This is a genomic window from Nocardioides luteus, assembly GCF_000960475.2.
Taxonomy (GTDB): domain Bacteria; phylum Actinomycetota; class Actinomycetes; order Propionibacteriales; family Nocardioidaceae; genus Nocardioides; species Nocardioides luteus_A.
In genome coordinates, this window is record NZ_JZDQ02000008.1 from 144,806 (window position 1) to 160,339 (window position 15,534).

Annotated in this window: 12 protein-coding genes; 7 read left to right on the forward strand and 5 right to left on the reverse strand. The window is 70.5% G+C overall.

The window, feature by feature from the left end:
* Positions 1–50 precede the first annotated feature (50 nt).
* Entirely contained in the window at positions 51–2,189 is a 2,139-nt protein-coding gene (locus UG56_RS07520; protein WP_143054949.1) for a DUF4185 domain-containing protein, read from the forward strand.
* Here the strand turns inward: UG56_RS07520 and UG56_RS07525 are convergent.
* Positions 2,186–2,893, reverse strand: coding sequence for a hypothetical protein (locus tag UG56_RS07525; protein WP_045551432.1), 708 nt, complete (start codon positions 2,891–2,893; stop codon positions 2,186–2,188). The two genes, UG56_RS07520 and UG56_RS07525, sit on opposite strands and share 4 nt — an antisense overlap.
* On the reverse strand, positions 2,890–4,188 hold the full coding sequence (locus UG56_RS07530; RefSeq protein WP_256206486.1) for a PucR family transcriptional regulator: 1,299 nt from the start codon (positions 4,186–4,188) through the stop codon (positions 2,890–2,892). Before UG56_RS07530 ends, UG56_RS07525 begins: the two co-directional genes overlap by 4 nt.
* 128 nt (positions 4,189–4,316) lie before the next feature.
* Here UG56_RS07530 and UG56_RS07535 point away from each other — a divergent pair, with 128 nt between their 5' ends.
* From UG56_RS07535 to UG56_RS07545, 3 genes are read left to right on the forward strand one after another with little or no spacing between them, the layout of a single operon-like run.
* Positions 4,317–5,783 (forward strand): class I adenylate-forming enzyme family protein, encoded by a 1,467-nt coding sequence (locus UG56_RS07535; protein WP_045551430.1) that lies wholly within the window; start codon positions 4,317–4,319, stop codon positions 5,781–5,783.
* Position 5,784: 1 nt separating this feature from the next.
* Entirely contained in the window at positions 5,785–7,659 is a 1,875-nt protein-coding gene (locus UG56_RS07540; protein ID WP_045551429.1) for a DUF3556 domain-containing protein, read from the forward strand.
* The gene (locus UG56_RS07545) at positions 7,656–9,110 is read left to right on the forward strand and encodes a phytoene desaturase family protein (protein ID WP_071326936.1); all 1,455 of its coding nucleotides are present in this window, start codon (positions 7,656–7,658) and stop codon (positions 9,108–9,110) included. The genes UG56_RS07540 and UG56_RS07545 overlap by 4 nt, the downstream gene beginning before the upstream one ends.
* On the opposite strand, the gene UG56_RS07550 is transcribed toward UG56_RS07545, so the two are convergent.
* On the reverse strand, positions 9,092–9,772 hold the full coding sequence (locus UG56_RS07550) for a FadR/GntR family transcriptional regulator (RefSeq protein WP_218145160.1): 681 nt from the start codon (positions 9,770–9,772) through the stop codon (positions 9,092–9,094). The genes UG56_RS07545 and UG56_RS07550 overlap by 19 nt on opposite strands.
* A 24-nt stretch (positions 9,773–9,796) precedes the next feature.
* Between UG56_RS07550 and UG56_RS07555 the strand changes: the two genes are divergently transcribed.
* Together UG56_RS07555 and UG56_RS07560 are read left to right on the forward strand one after the other, a co-directional pair.
* The gene (locus tag UG56_RS07555; RefSeq protein WP_177191436.1) at positions 9,797–10,999 is read left to right on the forward strand and encodes an MFS transporter; all 1,203 of its coding nucleotides are present in this window, start codon (positions 9,797–9,799) and stop codon (positions 10,997–10,999) included.
* Positions 11,000–11,103: 104 nt separating this feature from the next.
* Positions 11,104–11,460 carry an excisionase family DNA-binding protein gene (locus UG56_RS07560; protein ID WP_256206487.1) on the forward strand — a complete coding sequence of 119 codons (357 nt, stop codon included), beginning with the start codon at positions 11,104–11,106 and terminating at the stop codon, positions 11,458–11,460.
* A gap of 328 nt (positions 11,461–11,788) precedes the next feature.
* On the opposite strand, the gene UG56_RS07565 is transcribed toward UG56_RS07560, so the two are convergent.
* Positions 11,789–13,159, reverse strand: coding sequence for an outer membrane protein assembly factor BamB family protein (locus UG56_RS07565; protein WP_084100681.1), 1,371 nt, complete (start codon positions 13,157–13,159; stop codon positions 11,789–11,791).
* Positions 13,160–13,283: 124 nt separating this feature from the next.
* Complete coding sequence (locus UG56_RS07570; protein ID WP_052694126.1) at positions 13,284–13,937, reverse strand: TetR/AcrR family transcriptional regulator; 654 nt, start codon at positions 13,935–13,937, stop codon at positions 13,284–13,286.
* A 99-nt stretch (positions 13,938–14,036) separates the two neighbouring features.
* On the opposite strand from UG56_RS07570, the gene UG56_RS07575 reads away from it, so the two are divergent.
* Positions 14,037–15,521 (forward strand): aldehyde dehydrogenase family protein, encoded by a 1,485-nt coding sequence (locus tag UG56_RS07575; RefSeq protein ID WP_218145161.1) that lies wholly within the window; start codon positions 14,037–14,039, stop codon positions 15,519–15,521.
* The last annotated feature ends 13 nt before the right edge of the window (positions 15,522–15,534 follow it).

Genomic DNA, 15,534 nt, shown 5'->3' on the forward strand with positions numbered 1-15,534 from the left:
CATGACCCTCGGGAACCGCGTCGTGCGGTGGCCGAGGAGGGCGGTGAGCGGTGCGACCGGGGAGTCGTGGTGAGGTCGCGCTGTGCGCTGTCCTCGTGCTGGTCGCCCTCGGCTGGATCGTCACCGGGCTGCGTGCCGACTCCGGTGATCTGCACGAGGCTCCGGTCGTGCTGGTGGGGCCCGATGTCGTCACGGCGCCGCTCCTGAAGCAGGCCAACGCCGTGCCGGGCCGGCCGTTCTCCGCCGGTGCGGTCGAGGACCGGGGTGAGGCGGCAGAGCTGCTGGCGAGCGGCGACGTCGTCGCGGTGATCACGCTCGATCTGTCCGGGACCGAGGACGAGCTGCGGCTCGCCACCGCCCACCGGCCCGAGCTCGCTCGTGCCGTCCGGGCGGAGGTCGGGCGGATCGAGAGGACCCATGGACGTACGGTCGCGCTCGTCGAGAACGAGGACCGGTTCGAGGAACGGTCCTTCGCCGGGGTCACCTTCGCGACTGCGCTGGCCGGCTTCCTGCTGGTGTGCGTCGTCTCGCTCGTGTGGGGCCCGCTCGCGCGTACGCTGCCCCGGCTGCTGGCTCGGCTGACCGCGCTCGCCGCGCTGGCGGTCGGCGCGGGCCTCGGCGGCTGGCTGCTCACCGCGGGGGCGCCGGCGGAGGAGCGGATGCTGATCGGATCGGTCCTCGCCGCCACCGTGGTCGCGGCGGGCGCCCTGACCTTCGCCTGCGAGGTGATCGGCGGGTTGCCCGGCCTGCTGCTCGCGGCGACGGTGATCGTCGCCGGCCCGGCTCCTCTCCTCCTCGCCGGTGACCGGCTGCTTCTGGACGAGCCGTGGTCGACCGGCTCCCGCTGGACGGTCGCGGGAGCCGCGGAGTCCCTGGTGTGGGCGGCGGCCGGACACGGCCGCACCGGCATCATCCAACCGGTGGTGACCATCGCGGGGTCGGCGCTGCTCGGCCTGATCGTGCTGGTGGCGAGCCGATGGCTGCTCCGGGGTCTCGTCGCGCCGCAGGGCGCTCCGGTCTCGGTGGGCGTGTGGCGGCGCAACCTCGGTGTGGTCCTGGCGTCGGCCACCTGTCTGACGGTCCTGGTGACCGCGGTGACCTCAGCGCTGCACGCCGAGACCGTGCCGCGGCCGCTGGCCAGCCTGGCCTCGACGACCCAGTGCGTACCCTCCGGCCCCGTCGAGGACGTCGACGATCTCAACCGGATCACCCGGCTGCGCGCCGAGCCGGCCCTGCAGGGCGGTGACGTGGGGGTGAGCGCCGACCTGGGCGACGGGCGGAGCATCTGGATGTTCGGCGACACCCTGCGGGACAAGGACCTCCCCGGCGCCGGTTTCGTACGCAACTCCATGCTGCTCGTCGAGCCCGACTGCCTGCGCGTCGTCCTCCCCGAGTCCGGGGGCGCCATCATCCCCGACCGCGGCGACGGTGTGGGCTACTGGCCGATGTCGGTGACCACCCTCGACAAGCCCGGCTATGCCCTCGTGGTGGTGGCCGCGCAGCGGGTGCGTACGACATCCGAGGATGTGTTCGGCTTCGAGGCCCTCGGACCGGCCGTCGCCCAGTTCGTGGTTCCCGACGGGGGAGTCCCGCAGCTGATCTCCGTGACCGACATCGGGGCCGACGACGCCGACACCCGCCGGCCGATGTGGGGCGCCGCGGCGGCGGTGTCGGGTGAGTGGCTCTACCTCTACGGCACCGCGCGCGAGCCCCACCCGCAGCTCGGCACCGGCTTCGCGCTGCACGTCGCCCGCGTCGAGCCCGACCACGTCGCCGACCCCCAGCGCTGGACCTACTGGAACGGTGATTCCTGGACCAGGCGGGCCAAGGAATCGAGCGAGCTGATCCCCGCGACCGACGGCGTCTCCCAGACGCTGAGCGTCTTCGAGCGCGACGGGCACTGGTACGCCTTCAGCAAGAGCAACGAGTTCCTGGGGGACGATCTGGTCTTCTGGACCTCGTCGTCGCCGCACGGTCCGTTCCGGGCGCAGCCGCCGGTCGGCACCCTGCCCTCGGGCGTCGCGCGCGGCGAGCTCCGCTACATGCCGCTGGCCCATCCCGACATCCTCGAGGAACCCGGCTCGGTGATCGTCTCCTACAGCCGCAACAGCACCGACTTCGGCGCGGTGCTGCGCAACCCGCTCCTGTACCGGCCGAAGTTCATCCGGGTCGACCTCCCGGCGGGCTAGCGCCGGGGCCGGTGGCTGAGACGCGGGTCGCCAGCCCGGATCAGGATGTCCTGGAGGGTGAAGTTGGCCGCGATCGCCTCGCGCAGCTTCTCCAGGTTCTCGCGGATCGCCCGCATCTCCTCCCGCGGCTGCCGACGCTCGAGATAGGTGCGGATGCGGCGTACCTCGTCCTCGCGGGCGGGGTGGTCCCGGCCGAGCTCCTCGCGAAGGTTGTCGAACACCGTCCAGCGAGCATGGTGCGCGGGTCGCACCTCCGGCCACCGGACTCCGTCGTCGTCGACCTCGACGGTCGTCGTACCCAGCGGAAGATGGTCGAGACTGAGCGCGTACGAGAGCTGGTCCAGCGCCGAGCTCTTCATGCCGAGCAGGAACTCGAGGGACGCGGACGACTCGCCGTCGAGCACCCCCAGCTCCCAGTGCAGCGCCTGCAGGCGCCCGGTGATCTCCCGCAGGTCGGAGATCTGCTCCGGCACCAGCTGGAGCAGCGTCCCGCGCACCGTAGCCAGGTCGAGGTCCGAGGCCCGGTCGTAGCGCTCCATCTGGGTGACGATCAGCTCGGCCCGCACGAGCACGTCGTTGATCTGGACGTAGAGGAGGAACAGATCTGCTCCGAGCCGCGCCGCCCGGTCGCGTTCGTTCTTGCTGAGGATGCCCGGAACGGCCTTGAGCACCAGGTCGACGACCAGCTTGACGAACTCGATCATGCGGAGATGCTACGGCCGAGGACGGGGGCGCCGAGGCACTTGCAGGCGGTGAGCGCGAGCTCCAGGTTCAGGCGGTCCTCGTCGATCGGGCGGCCGCGGACCTCGGCTGCCTTGTCGACCCGGTACTTCACGGTGTTCTTGTGGACGTGCAGGACCTCGGCCGTCGCGAGATAGCTGCTCTTCGCGCCGAGGAAGGCGAGCAGGGTCTCGCGCAGGCGCTGGTGGGGCTCGTCGTCGACGGCGAGACCTCTCAGCGAGCTCGCCACCAGCTGCCGGGTGCCGTCGAGGTCCTGGGCCAGGATCGAGGCGATCTGCACGTCCGGGTCGTCGAACGTGGTCACCGCGGGGGCGCGGTCGCCGGCGGTCGTGGCGACCGCATGGGCCCGGAGAGCCTCCTCGTGGGAGTCCCGGAAACCGCCGACGGCCGCATGTGGCCGGCCGAGCGCCACCCGGGTGCCGGCCGTGGCGGTCGCGGCGACCAGGTCGGCGATCGACGCCATGTCCAGACCCTGCGTACGCGGCGCCCGGCCCAACGGGATCCAGGCCCAGGCCCGGCTGCTGTCCTGCGGCATGAAGAGCGGCTGCCCGACGGCCCCGACCCGCTCGCCGATCGCGGCGACCAGGGTCTCCAGCCGCCGCAGCCCGCTGGCGGCACCATCACCGTCGGCATCCCACACGATGAGGCCGAGATGGTACTGCCGCAGACGGTAGCCGAGCGCGTTCTCCGCCACGCCGAGCTCGACGTGATCGCCGACCAGGACAGCGGCCAGGGTGTCCGCACGGACGGTGTTGCGGTTGGCCAGCCAGCGCTCCCGCTCGGACTCGTACTCGGCCACGACCTGCTCGGAGATCCGGTCGACATAGGCGAAGCCGCCACGCTGGAGGATCTGTGCCGCTGCCAGGGCGACGGCCCGGTCGGGCTCGTGCCGAGCGACCTCCGCGACGGCCAGGTCGAGCACCCGGTTCTGACCGATGCGGTAGGCCCGCAGCAGCGCGTTCGAGGAGATGCCGCGCTGGGCCAGCCGCCGGGCGTACTCGATCGCTGCCGGCGGTGGCGGGATCTCCTCGGTCGCGATCCCGTGCTGGAGCATGTGGAAGAAGGTCTCGACGTTGCTCTCGACGCTCGCCCGGAGCAGCTCGAGGATGACGTCGTCACCCCGCAGCTCGGGGATGGCCTCGGCGATCTCGCTGTGCAGAGCGTTGGCCAGATCGGGAAGTCCGGTGCCCATCATCCTGGTGATCTCCGCCGCCCGGTCCTCTGCCCGGACCTGGGTCTCGGCAGGAGTTCCACTCACTCGTCCCATGGTGTGAAGCCTGTCACAACCGCGCGCCGAATCTTCGTGCTCGCGACCCAATCCGAGAGCACGCCTTCGTTCCTATCGTCTGCCTCCACACCCGCCACCCATCGCTGAGGAGCGCGCCGATGGACCTCGACCACCTGCCCTGGAACCAACCCGATCAGTGGGCCGACCGGCCCTGCATGCGCGACGACCGGGTCGAGCTGACCTACGCGGAGTTCGCCGCTCGTGTCGACGGCGCCGCCGAGCAGTTCGCCGACCTCGGCGTGGGACCCGGCTCGGTCGTGGCGATCATGCTGCCCAACCGCGTCGAGCTGCTGGTCAGCCTCGTCGCCGCCTGGCGGCTCGGAGCGGCGGCGACGCCGGTCAACCCGGTCTTCACCGCGAACGAGGCCGACTACCAGATCGAGGACGCGGACGCCGCGCTCGTGATCAAGGCCGCCGCCGATGCCCCGGACGGCGGCCGCCGCAGCCTGCTCGTCGACGACTTGCGTACGGCACCGACCGGCCGGGTGCAGCCCCGGCCGGCGACGTCGATCGACGACCTTGCCCTGCTGATCTACACCAGCGGCTCGACCGGGCGGCCCAAGGGCGTGATGCTGAACCACTCCAACGTGGCCGCGATGGCGGACTCGATGGCCCAGGCGTTCACCCTCACCGAGCGCGACCACTGCCTGCTGGTGCTGCCGCTCTTCCATGTCAACGCGATCTGCGTCAGCTTCGTGGCCACGATGAGGGGCGGGGGACAGCTCACGATCCTCGGGCGGTTCCACCCGGTCGAGTTCCTCGACACGATCGAGCGGCTGCGCCCGACGTACTTCTCCGCGGTGCCGACGATCTACACCCACCTGGTGGCCCTCCCCGCCGCCGTCGTACGCGACACCAGCTCGGTCCGGTTCGCGATCTGCGGCGCGGCGCCGGCGTCCACGGAGCTGATCCGGGCGACCGAGGAGCGGTTCGGGTTCCCGCTGGTCGAGGGCTACGGGCTGACCGAGGGCACCTGCGCCTCCACCGCCAACCCGGTCGACGGCCCGCGCAGGCCCGGCACCGTCGGGGTCGCCCTGCCGGGCCAGGAGGTCGCCGTCATGGGCGCCGACGGCCGTCTGCTGCCCGCGGGGGAGCGCGGCGAGGTCGTGATCAAGGGCGCCACCGTGATGCAGGGCTACCTCAACCGCGAGGACGCCACCGCGGACGCGCTCGGCGACGGCTGGCTGCACACCGGCGACGTCGGCATCCTCGACGAGGACGGCTACCTGACCATCGTCGACCGGATCAAGGACATGATCATCCGAGGCGGGGAGAACATCTACCCCAAGGAGATCGAGACCGTCCTGCACACCCACCCGGCCGTCCTGGACGCGGCCGTCGTCGGTGCGCCGCACCCGACCTACGGCGAGGTGCCCGTGGCGTACGTCGCCCTCCATCCCGAACGCACCGCGACCGAGGACGAGCTGCGTGACCTGTGTCGTGAGCAGCTCACCAAGATCAAGATCCCGGTCTCGATCACCGTGCTCGACGCGCTTCCCAAGAACCCCGTCGGCAAGACCGACAAGCCGGCCCTCCGGGCCGCGCTCGCACTCCAAGGAGCCTGAGATGGGATTCCTCACCCCCTCCCCGCAGCCGGTGCCGCCGGCCGACTTCGTACGCCTCCCGCTGCGCGAGCGCATCCGGATCCTCGCCGCCCACTGGGTCGAGGACGGGTTCGGGACCCCGCGGGTCCTGCACATCGTCTACATCCTGAAGATGCTGGGCCTCTACTTCGCGCTCGGTCTCGCCATCACCTCGTGGACGACCGACCATGTCCACTTCACCGACCCCGCGTCCTGGTTCGACAACGTGGTCGTCTACCAGAAGCTCGCGGTGTGGCTGATGCTGCTCGAGGTGATCGGTCTCGGCGGCGCCTTCGGCCCGCTGTGCGGCCACTTCGCGCCCATGCTCGGCAACATCCGCTACTGGCTGCGTCCCGGGACGATCCGGATGGCGCCCTGGGGCCGGCACGTGCCGGGCACCGGCGGTGACGAGCGCACGGTCCTCGACGTCGTCCTGTACGTCGCGGTGCTGGCCAGCCTCCTGTACCCGCTGCTGGCTCCCGCCGAGCCGGTCCCGTTCGTTCCCGAGGGTTCCGGCCCCCAGGAGCTCGTGCCGCCCGCGGCGTTCGTCCCGATCCTGATCGCGATGCCCCTGATGGGTCTGCGCGACAAGGTGGTCTTCCTCGCGGCCCGCTCCGAGCAGTACCTCCCGATCATGCTCATCTCCGCGACCCTCGGCGCTCTCGTGGTGGGCTCGGAGACCAGCGCTGCCTTCGTGAACCTCGTCGTCGCGTTCAAGATCATCATCTGCGTGGTCTGGATCGGTGCCGGCGTCTCCAAGCTCGGTGAGCACTTCGTCAACGTGGTCCCGCCGATGATCTCCAACAGCCCCGGCCAGCCCGGCTTCCTCAAGCGGTGGCACTATCGCGACGCTCCCCGCGATCTTCGGCCCAGCCGGCTCGCCTGGTTCATGGCGCACGTCGGCGGCACGACCGTCGAGATCCTGATCCCGCTGGTGCTGCTGGTGACGACGAACAACACGGTCGCCCTGCTCGGTGCGATCGCGATGGCCGCCTTCCACGTCTTCATCACCTCGACCTTCCCGCTGGCGGTGCCGCTGGAGTGGAACGTCTACTTCGGCTACATCGCGATCGTGCTGTGGGGCGGGCTCGGCGGAGGGTTCGACGCCTCGGTCTACAACATCTGGAACTTCTCCGAGCCGCTGCTGCTGATCCCGATCTTCGCGCTGCTCTGCTTCGGGCCGGTGCTCGGGAACCTGCGCCCCGACCTGGTGTCCTTCCTGCCCTCGATGCGGCAGTACGCCGGCAATTGGGCCTCCGCGGTCTGGACGATGAAGCCCGGCGTGGAGGAGCGGCTCAACGAGCTTCCGCTCGTCGAGAACCAAGTCGACCAGCTCCAGCGGATGCTGCCCACGCCCTGCGAGCCCGACGACGCCGAGATGACCATGCAGAAGGTGCTCGCCTGGCGCTCGATGCACAGCCAGGGCCGGGGCCTGTTCTCGGTGCTCTACGAGCACCTGGACGACATCGAAGAGCGCACGGTCCGCGATGGCGAGTTCGTCTGCAACGCCGTCCTGGGCTGGAACTTCGGCGACGGTCACCTCCACGACGAGCGCCTGGTCGCCGCCATCCAGAAGCGCCTCAACCTCGCCCCCGGAGACCTCGTGGTCGCCTACTGCGAGTCGCAGGCCATTCCGTGGGCCAACCCGCCGCAGGCCTACCGCGTCATCGACGCCGCCCTCGGCGTCGTCGAGACGGGCACCTGGGACGTACGCGACTGCGTGGCCGAGCAGCCCTGGCTGCCCGACGGGCCCGTCCCGCTGCGCGTCACCTGGGCGGCGGACGGGTTCCAGCGGCGGCGTACGCTGACGGAGGGACCCGCGAGCGACACGTCGAGCGATACGGAGCAGACAGTATGAGTACGGCTGTGGTGGTGGGCAGCGGGCCCAACGGGCTGGCCGGCGCGATCCGGCTCGCTCAGGCCGGGATGGACGTCACCGTCGTCGAGGCCTACGAGCGGCCCGGGGGCGGCACCCGGACCAGCGAGCGCACCGTCCCCGGTGTGCTCCACGACGACTGTTCCGCGTTCCACCCGACCGGGGTCGCCTCGCCCTACTTCGCCTCGCTGGGGCTGGAGCGGCACGGCCTGCGCTGGCTGTGGCCGGAGATCGATCTCGCGCACCCCCTCGACGACGGCCGGGCGGGGGTCGCGGCCCGCGACCGGGAGCTGACCCGGCGCTCGCTCGGCGTGGACGCCGACCGGTGGGACCGGCTCTTCGCCAACCCCGTCGGCAACTTCGATGCCCTCATCGAGGAGGTCTTCCAGCCGGTGGTGCACGTGCCGCGCCACCCGGTCGTCCTGGGCCGTTTCGGCCTCGACGCCCTGCTGCCGGCGACCTGGGCGGTCCGCCGGTTCCAGGACGATCCGGCGCGGGCGCTGTTCATGGGCGTCGCCGCCCATGCGTTCGGACGCCTCGACACCCCGCTCAGCAGCTCGGTCGGCCTGATGCTGACCGCGGCCACCCACGCCGTGGGCTGGCCCGTGGCCGAGGGCGGCTCCGAGAGCATCACCCGAGCGTTGCTGGCCGAGCTCGCCGAGCTCGGTGGGAAGGTCGTGACCGGGGTCCGGGTCACCTCTCTGGACCAGCTGCGCGACCTCGCCGGTGGCCGTCCCGAGGTCGTCCTGCTCGACACCGCACCGGCCGGGGCGCTCGAGATCGTGGGGGACACCCTGCCCGACCGCGTACGCCGGGCGCTGGGCCGTTATCGCTACGGTCCGGCGGCGTTCAAGGTCGACATCGCGATCGAGGGCGACATCCCCTGGACGAACGCGGAGTGCCGTCGCGCGGGCACGCTGCACCTGGGAGGTACAGCCGCCGAGATCGCCGCCATCGAGAAGGAGACGACCCGAGGCGTGATGCCCGAGCGGCCCTTCGTCCTGCTCGGGCAGCAGTACCTCGCCGACCCGACCCGGTCCCACGGATCGATCAACCCGATCTATGCCTACGCCCACGTCCCGAACGCCTACGACGGCGACGCCACCGACGCGATCCTCGGTCAGATCGAACGCTTCGCGCCCGGCTTCCGGGAGCGCATCGTGGCCGTCTCCACCCGCACTCCCGCCGAGTTCGAGACGTACAACCCCAACTGGGTGGGCGGGGACATCAGCGCCGGCGCCAACACCGCGCGCCAGATCGCGTTCCGGCCGCGGCCCGCGCTCGATCCGTACGCCCTCGGCGTCCCCGGCGTCTACCTCTGCTCCTCGGCGACGGCGCCGGGCGGTGGGGTCCACGGCATGGGTGGTTTTCACGCGGCCGAGGCCGCGCTGAGGGGCTGGTCCGCCCGGGCCCGTCAGCGGGCGAGCGTGTGAAGCAGCCCGGTGACGGCGGCTGCCGCGGCGCCGGCGTCCCGGGCGCGGATCGCGTCGAAGACGGCCACGTGCTCGTCGGCGAGCTCGGTGGTCTCGTCGTCGAGGTGGATGGTCGCGCGCAGGGTGTCCTCGAAGCCCGCGTAGAGCTCGATGAGCAGCGGGTTGTGGGTCGCGGCGACCACCCCGAGGTGGAACTCGGCGTCGGCGTCCGTGAAGGCGGCGGCGTCCGCGGCCGCGACGGCGGCGGCGCGCCGCTCCATCACGGCGGTCAGCGCGCGTAGGTCGTCCTCGGTGCGGCGCTCGGCGGCCAGCGCCGCGGCCCGGGTCTCGATCGCGTGGCGGACCTCGAGGACGTGCTGAAGGTCGACCCGGCCGACCTGGCGCCGCATCATCGCGGCGACCTCGTTGGCGGCCGCGACGTACGTCCCGTCCCCGCGCCGCACCTCCAGCACGCCGGTGTGGGCCAGCGCGCGCACGGCCTCGCGGACCGTGTTGCGGCTGACCCCGAGGGCCGCGGCGAGCTCGGGCTCGGGCGGGATGCGGGCGCCGACGGCCCACTCGCCGTCGGCGAGCAGTGCGCGCATGCCGTCGATCGCCTGGTCGACCAGGGAGCGAGGAGTGGTGGTGGAGAGCGGCACGATGCCGTCCTTTCGTCCAATCATCCGATGTCTGGCATCCTAGAGGCTGTGACCTCCCGACTCCAGTCCCGCCCCGAGTCCCCGACGTCGAGCTCAGCCGTCCGGTCGACGGTGTGGCTCCTGGTGGCGGTCCTGCTGGTGGCGGTGAACCTGCGCGGCGGCATCACCTCCCTCGGCGCCCTGCTCGACGGGCTCGACGGGCTCTCGGCCGGCACCAGGTCCTTCCTGACCACGCTGCCGGTGCTCTGCTTCGCGGTCGTCGGCGCGACCGGGATGACGCTCGCGCGCCGGCTCGGTGTCCACCGCGGCATCGGTGTCGCGCTCGGTCTCCTGGTGGCCGGGCTGCTGGTCCGGGTGATCGGCGACCCGTGGGTGCTGCTCGCCGGCACCTTCGTCGCGTGCGCCGGGATCGCGCTCGCCAACGTGCTGCTGCCCGCCGTCGTCAAGGAGGGCTTCCCGCACCGCGTCGGCGCCGTCACCGGTGCCTACAGCGCGGTGATGTCGCTGGGCGCTGCGGTCTCCGCCGGGGTCACCGTGCCGATCGCCGAGGCGGCCGGGAGCTGGCGGGTCGGGCTCGGCGTGTGGGCGCTGCTCGCCGTCCTCGCCCTGCTCGCGTGGGTGCCGCACCTGCGCGAGCACGGCCGGCGCCGCGACGGCGGGTCGCGGGTCTCGCTGTGGCGCGAGCCGGTGGCCTGGGCCGTGACGGTCGTCTTCGGCACCCAGTCGCTCTTCGCGTACGTGGTGATGAGCTGGCTGCCCAGCATCTACGCCGACGCCGGCTTCGGCCACGCGATGGCCGGGCTCCTGCTCGCGGTGAGCATCCTGGTCGGCGTACCCGTCTTCTTCCTGGCGCCGTCCCTCGCGATCCGGGCCTCGTCGCAGGGCCACCTGATCGCGGTCCTGACCGCGCTGCTGGCGATCGGGTTCGCCGGCCTCTGGTTCGCCCCCGTCGCCGGCGCCTGGCTCTGGGCGGTGCTGGTCGGCATCGGTGGCGCGGTCTTCCCGGTGGCGCTGACCCTGTTCAGCATCCGCACCGCGACGACCGCCGGCACCACCGCCCTCTCCTCGATGGCTCAGAGCATCGGCTACCTGCTCGCCGCCGGCGGCCCGTTCCTCGTCGGCCTGCTCCGCGACTCCACCGGGTCGTGGTCGGTCCCGATCGCGCTGCTGCTCGGCATCGCCGTCATCCAGATCTGCGCCGGGTACGTCGCCGGCCGCCCGGTCGTCATCGGGGACCCGGCCGAGGACTGAAGCTCTCGCCAGGACGTCCCGCCTCGGTTACACTTGCTTCAGTTGGTTTCAGATGGGCGTAGGGAGGTTCTGAGATGTCGGAGATGCTGAATGACGACGTGCGAATGCTTCGAGCAGCACTCGACGATGCGGACGAGACGGTGCACGTCTCGTTGAGCCTCCCACGAGCCAGCGCAGAGAAGGTGCTGGCGCTCTTGGACGCGGAACGTACGTCGGGTGCGGTGGTCGTGCCGATCAAGGAGGCGTTCACGACGACCGAGGCAGCCAGCTTTCTCGGGGTCTCCCGCCCTACGTTGATGAAGATGATCGCTGCGGGCGACATCGAGCACGTCATGGTGGGCTCCCACCACCGGATCCCCGCTGAGCCGTTGGTGGCGTTCGAGCGAGCGAGACGAGCCCGGCGGGCGAAGGCGGCAGAGGCCCTGGCCGATTTCTCGAACGAGATCGGCTTCGTCGATTGACCTTCAGCGTTGTTCTCGCGGACGCCAACATCCTCTACTCCCGCACCCTTCGGGACTACTTCCTGTACGCCCGCACGAGATGACCCCTGAGACACTCGATGAAAGACGAGGATGACCTGCTCGCCACGCTCGCACGATGCGCGGGCGTGCGTGCGGCTGCTGCAGTTCGTCGGGCGCTTGCTGCAGATTGACCGAAATTCCGCCATGCGGTAATTGGGGTGCACCGGGGATGGGCCAAGACCGACCCTGGGGAGGCCTGTCCGAGCCAGGTTCGGACAGGCCTCCCCAGGTCCATCGAGCTGAGGCGTCGAACGTCAGGCGGGGCTTGTCATGGCACGCGCTTGTAGAGGATGGTCTCGTCGACTTGGCTTCCGCCGGTGATGAGGTAGTCGTCGGAGTAGGTGATCGGCTCGCGATCATCCTCGGTTGCGTCGACCGGGAACCCGAGGTCTCCGTCCTTCAGATCTGTGAACTGTTGTCCGATCGGGTCAATGGCGGCCGATTGGACCATCACGTAGTCGTCCTCCGTCACCATCGGGTAGCCGATCTCGAGCCTGTCATTGGGTGGGAGGGCAACCTTGCGGAGTGTGGTCTCGCCGTCCTTGGCGACGTGCAGGGTCCGCGGTCCGTCTTTGTCCTTCTCGGTGGTGATCCAGGCAATGCCGTGCCCTCTGGCCTCCGGCACCTCGTTCGCCCAGCCCGAGCTGAGGCCGGGCGGGGTGTCGGCGTCCAGTTCCGCGACCCGGCGACCGGTGGCTGCCTCGTAGACGCCGTCGTGGGGACCGATGTCTCCTGAGTTCGACTTACGGACGAGCAGCCAGTCCTTGGAGAGGTCTGTGATGTTCGACTTCCATGTGGTCTTCCAGGCCTCGGCACCGGTTGTGGCCACGACTGCCGCGAGGGGCTCGTTGTGGCGCGCTTCCTCCTTGGCCGGCATCGTTCCGATCACGTGGTTCCGGGTGACGTACCGGCCGAGGAAGCCGCTCTTGCGCCAGTGTTCCTTGCCGGTCTCGGCGTCCACTGCGACGGTTTCGACGCGGTGGAGAATGTTGGGTTTGATGTCGACGTCTGGGTCGTTGAGAGCGGAGAGGTCGCCGTCGGACCAGTACTCGTGCGCTGCGTAGACAACCACGTCCCCCGCTGCGCCCACGATGTCGACGACTGTCTGGGCTCCGCGTCCGCCGGGGCCAGGGTGACCCGGCGCCCAGACGGGATGTTGTGCACTCCATCTTGCTTCGCCGGTCTCGGCGTCCAGGGCTACGAAGCCGGTGCTGCTGCTGGACCCGATGGGGACGTACGCGGTGCCGTCCGTGACCAGCAGACGACCGCGATTCAGGAAGAGGCCCGACTTCAGGATCGACGGCGGAACGTCCTCTTCGTCGATCTCCCACTTGACCTTGCCGGTGGCGGGGTTGATGCCGGTGACCAGGCTGAGGTAGTCGACGTCTGGATGGGTCCTTGCCTGGATCAACAGGAGGGAATCGTCCAGGTAGAGCGTGTCACCGAAGACGTACTGCTGGTCTACAACCTTCATGGCTGCGAGATCGGCCACCTCCTCGTACTCGGGAGACTCCCGCGGTGCTGTTTGCGTGGACGGCTTGACGTCGTCGAGGTCGCCGGAATCGGCCGAACCGCATCCGCTGACAACCGTGGCCAAGGCGGCAAGCGCGCCGCCGATCTGTAAGGCCAACCCACGCATGCGATTCCCCCGAGTAAGTGATTGAGAGCATCCGACGTGCCCCCGCTGCAACGTAAAGTGCCGATCGGAGATGGTCAAGCGACCCGTTGGGCGTCGGGGTGTTGCCGAGGGGCGGGCGGGACGGTCAGGCTCGCGGCCGCGATTTCTTTGCGTTCTCAGGCAAGGAAGGGTCGATCGGGGTGACCCGGACGCCGAGCGCGGAGTGGGCGTAGCTGGCCAGCTGCTGCTCGGCCCGCTCGAGGGTCAGGGACGAGTTGTGAGCGAGCAGGTGGAGGCCGAAGGCGTCCTCGAGGGCGACGAAGTTGCGGGCGATCGCCTCGGCCGAGTCGGTCAGCGTGAAGGCACCCGTGGCGCGTCCGACCTCGAGCACGGCGGTGTAGAGCGAGACCTCGCGGTCGAAGAGCAGGGTCATCAGGGTCGCGTGCATCGGGCTGCGGCTCGCGTTGACCGAGATCTCGTCGAGGACCTGGCTCAGGAGAAGGTCCTCACCTCGGGGAAGACCGGAGTACATCAGCCGGCCGAGCTTCTCGGCGGGGGAGAGATCGCCCTCGATCGCGCGCTGACGCGACCAGTAGTAGCGGTCCGTCGCGGCCTGGTGGGCGGCCTCGATGAGGCCGTCGAGCTCGGGGTAGTAGTAGGCGATCAACCGGGGTGAGATGCCGGCCTCGGCGGCGATGTTCTTCATCGTGGCGCCGGCCAACCCGTGGGCGGCGATCACGGTCAGTGTTGCCGCGGTCAGGTGTTCGCGCCGAGCGGCCTGGTCCTTGCGTCGAGCCATGCTCAACCGTAACGCGTATGTGAAATCTGCGGGCGGATGATTGACACCTGGTGTGGCGCGCCTCATATTTGCGGTGAAGCGCAAAGAAAGGACTTGCTTGTGCGTACCCACCAGGACTGGCGCCAGATCGCCGCCGAGGTCCGCCCCCGGACGCGAGCGTTCGTCGGCGGTCGTTCCGTCGACACCGCGGAGGGCTCCTTCGAGAACCGCAACCCCGCCTCCGGTGCCCTGCTCGCCGAGGTCGCCGACGCCGGCGCCGCCGGGGTCGACGCCGCCGTGCAGGCGGCACGGGCTGCGTACCACGACGGGGGATGGTCGCGGGCGGGAGTCGCCTTCCGGCGCGAGCGGATGCTTCGCTTCGCCAACCTCCTCGCCGACCACGCGGCCGAGCTCGCGGTCCTGGACTCGCTCGACATGGGCAAGCGGGTCGTGGACGCCTACGACCTGGACCTCCCGTTCTCGGTGAACCTGTTCCGCTACTACGCCGAGGCGATCGACAAGATCAACGACGAGGTCGCGCCGACTCCGCCGGGCACCACCGCGCTGATCCGCCGGGTGCCGCTCGGCGTCGTCGGGGCGGTCGTCCCGTGGAACTACCCGGTCGACATGCTCGCCTGGAAGGTCGCCCCGGCGATGGCCGCCGGCAACAGTGTCGTCCTCAAGCCCGCCGAGCAGTCGCCCTCCTCGGCGCTGCGGATCGCCGAGCTCGCCGCCGAGGCCGGGATCCCCGACGGTGTCCTCAACGTCGTCCCCGGCCTGGGGGAGACGACCGGCAAGGCGCTCGGCCTGCACCCGGACGTCGACGTGCTCGCCTTCACCGGCTCGACCGAGGTCGGTGCGTACTTCCTGCAGTACGCCGGCCAGTCGAACCTCAAGCAGGTCTGGCTCGAGTGCGGAGGCAAGAGCCCGCAGGTCGTCTTCGGCGACGCCGAGGACCTCGCCACCACGGCCAAGCAGACCGCCTTCGGCATCTGGTTCAACCAGGGCGCGGTCTGCTCGGCGCACTCCCGTGTCCTGGTGCAGCGCGAGGTCCACGAGGAGTTCGTCGACCTCGTCGCGAAGGAGGCGGGGGCGTACGCCCCGGGCGACCCGCTCGACCCGGCCGCCGGGATGGGCGCGATCGTCTCGCCCGAGCAGACCGACCGGATCATGGAGTTCGTCGACGGCGCCAGGTTGTCCGACGCCCGCCTGGTCACCGGTGGTGAACGGATCACCCGTGACGGCAGCGACTGCTACGTCCAGCCGACCGTCTTCGACGACGTCGACCCGGCGTCCACCCTCGCCCGCGAGGAGGTCTTCGGGCCGGTCCTGGCGATCACCGCCTTCGACACCGAGGAGGAGGCCGTCGCGCTCGCCAACGACACCGCGTACGGGCTGGCCGCCTCCGTCGCGACCAGCAACCTGGGCCGCGCGCACCGGCTCGCCGAGCGCATCCACGCCGGCACGGTGACCGTCAACGGCGTCGACGCCTTCAGCGCCTGGACCCCGTTCGGCGGGTTCAAGGGCTCCGGCTTCGGGCGCGACCTCTCGCTCCACGCCCTCGACAAGTACGTCGGTCTCAAGACCGTCTGGATCAACCACTGACCGCCAGCCCCAC

What these genes read in the sequence shown, in the direction of transcription:
- UG56_RS07535 (WP_045551430.1), top strand. Translation starts at nt 4,317, where the DNA reads ATGGACCTCGACCACCTGCCCTGGAACCAACCCGATCAGTGGGCCGAC.
- UG56_RS07550 (WP_218145160.1), bottom strand. Translation starts at nt 9,772, where the DNA reads ATGATTGGACGAAAGGACGGCATCGTGCCGCTCTCCACCACCACTCCT.
- UG56_RS07545 (WP_071326936.1), top strand. Translation starts at nt 7,656, where the DNA reads ATGAGTACGGCTGTGGTGGTGGGCAGCGGGCCCAACGGGCTGGCCGGC.
- UG56_RS07525 (WP_045551432.1), bottom strand. Translation starts at nt 2,893, where the DNA reads ATGATCGAGTTCGTCAAGCTGGTCGTCGACCTGGTGCTCAAGGCCGTT.
- UG56_RS07560 (WP_256206487.1), top strand. Translation starts at nt 11,104, where the DNA reads ATGCTTCGAGCAGCACTCGACGATGCGGACGAGACGGTGCACGTCTCG.
- UG56_RS07565 (WP_084100681.1), bottom strand. Translation starts at nt 13,159, where the DNA reads ATGCGTGGGTTGGCCTTACAGATCGGCGGCGCGCTTGCCGCCTTGGCC.
- UG56_RS07540 (WP_045551429.1), top strand. Translation starts at nt 5,785, where the DNA reads ATGGGATTCCTCACCCCCTCCCCGCAGCCGGTGCCGCCGGCCGACTTC.
- UG56_RS07570 (WP_052694126.1), bottom strand. Translation starts at nt 13,937, where the DNA reads ATGGCTCGACGCAAGGACCAGGCCGCTCGGCGCGAACACCTGACCGCG.